The sequence below is a fragment of the Borreliella californiensis genome (assembly GCF_014205885.1).
GTDB lineage: Bacteria > Spirochaetota > Spirochaetia > Borreliales > Borreliaceae > Borreliella > Borreliella californiensis.
The window spans coordinates 1-1,485 of sequence record NZ_JACHFB010000032.1 but is presented as its reverse complement, the minus strand read 5'-3'; the positions used below and the strand labels follow the sequence as shown (position 1 = coordinate 1,485).

The 1,485-nt window shown below is 27.3% G+C and carries 2 protein-coding genes; both read left to right on the top strand.

The genetic code is table 11. From position 1 onward, the window contains the following. Positions 1-227: 227 nt before the first annotated feature. Positions 228-1,295, top strand: coding sequence for a hypothetical protein (locus tag HNP67_RS06795; RefSeq protein WP_184125810.1), 1,068 nt, complete (start codon positions 228-230; stop codon positions 1,293-1,295). A 124-nt stretch (positions 1,296-1,419) separates the two neighbouring features. After that, on the top strand, positions 1,420-1,485 hold a 66-nt coding region (locus HNP67_RS06790; protein ID WP_236845757.1), incomplete at its 3' end, for a DUF603 domain-containing protein.

Sequence of the window (1,485 nt, the reverse complement as noted above, 5' to 3'; positions counted from 1 at the left end):
ACTTTGTGTAATATATAGCAAAGACTTTGAAATTTAATTTGTATGTATTTTGTAGTCTTTTGTAATGAGTAGGTCATTTGCAATGGAGAGATTTTGAAGAGTTGATTAAAATTACATTTACGTTTTGTTAATATGTAATTTGAAATGTAACAAAATTATATATTTAAATCTTTGAAAAATTGCAATTATTTGGTGTTGTGCTAATATTAGGACTTATGGAGTAACTTATGAATGGAAAAATGAGAATGTTAATTATTTGTGCTGTTTTTGCGCTGATAAGTTCTTGCAAGTATTATGCAAGAAGCGGTGAAGATTTAAAACAAAATGTAAAAGAAAAAGTTAGTGGATTTTTGGATACAAAAGAAAGAATTGTTTCAGATGATCCAACAGTATATGAAATAGCAGAAAAATTAAAAGAAGAAGAATTAAAGGGTAAAAAAGAAAATAAAAAAGATGCCAATTTAGAAAATAAAGAAGAAATAGAAGATTCTAATAAGAATGATTTAAAAGATAATGAAGATGCTAAAGTATTAAAACCCGAGCTTGAGCCTATAGCTTTAGAAAACAAAGAACCGAAATTAGAAGTAGCAGGAATATTAAAACCAGAATTGCCCGAAATGCCAAAATTGCCGGTAGTAGTAAAACCAGTAATTAAAGAAAAAACAGAAGAAGAGAAAGCTAAAGATAGAAAGGATGAAGAGCTTAAAAGAAGAAGAATAGAAAAATATCAAAAAGAAGAAAAAGAAAGATTAGAAAGAAACAAATTAAGAGAAGAAAGAAAAAGATTAAGAGAATCAAAATCAAATGAAAATCCTCTTGAAAGAAGAACTGAGGGTATAATTTCAACAGTTACAAAAAGTATAGACAAGATAATCAGTGATATTAGTAGTATTAATCCAGGATCATTCTTTGAAGAAAGAATGGAAGTGTCCGGGAAAGAGGTTGAAGATAAGATTACGGGTGCTATTTATGATGATATTACTAATATGAGTAAAAGTGGTACTTCTATTTATTCCGAATGGGTTGACTATCTTGAAGAAGAAAGTGGACATAAATTAAAACAGCTTTTTGACCAACTAGAAGAAGTTAGAAAAGGATTAAGGAGTAAAATAAAAGAGAGTGATAGCAATACAAATAAAACTACTGTAAAGATTAGTGATATTAAGGAAGATTTAGAAAAATTAAAAGATTCTCTAAAGAAACTAAAAGAATATCTTCAAAGTGCTGCTAATAAAGAAGAAATTCAGAAAGTTGTAAAATGTTCAATGGATCCAGATAGTGATGTTTGTGAATAGTAAATGAAATAAATATTAAACATCCCTATTAATAGGATAAGGAAGTTAATAGTTTGTGTTAAAAATTTATTAAATTGCTTTACTATTTAGAGTAACAAAATTAACAAATTGTTACTCTAAGGGGATGTTTTTGAAAAGAGCCAAAAGATCTTTTGATGATTATGTTGCATATTTTAGAGAAGGCTCATTA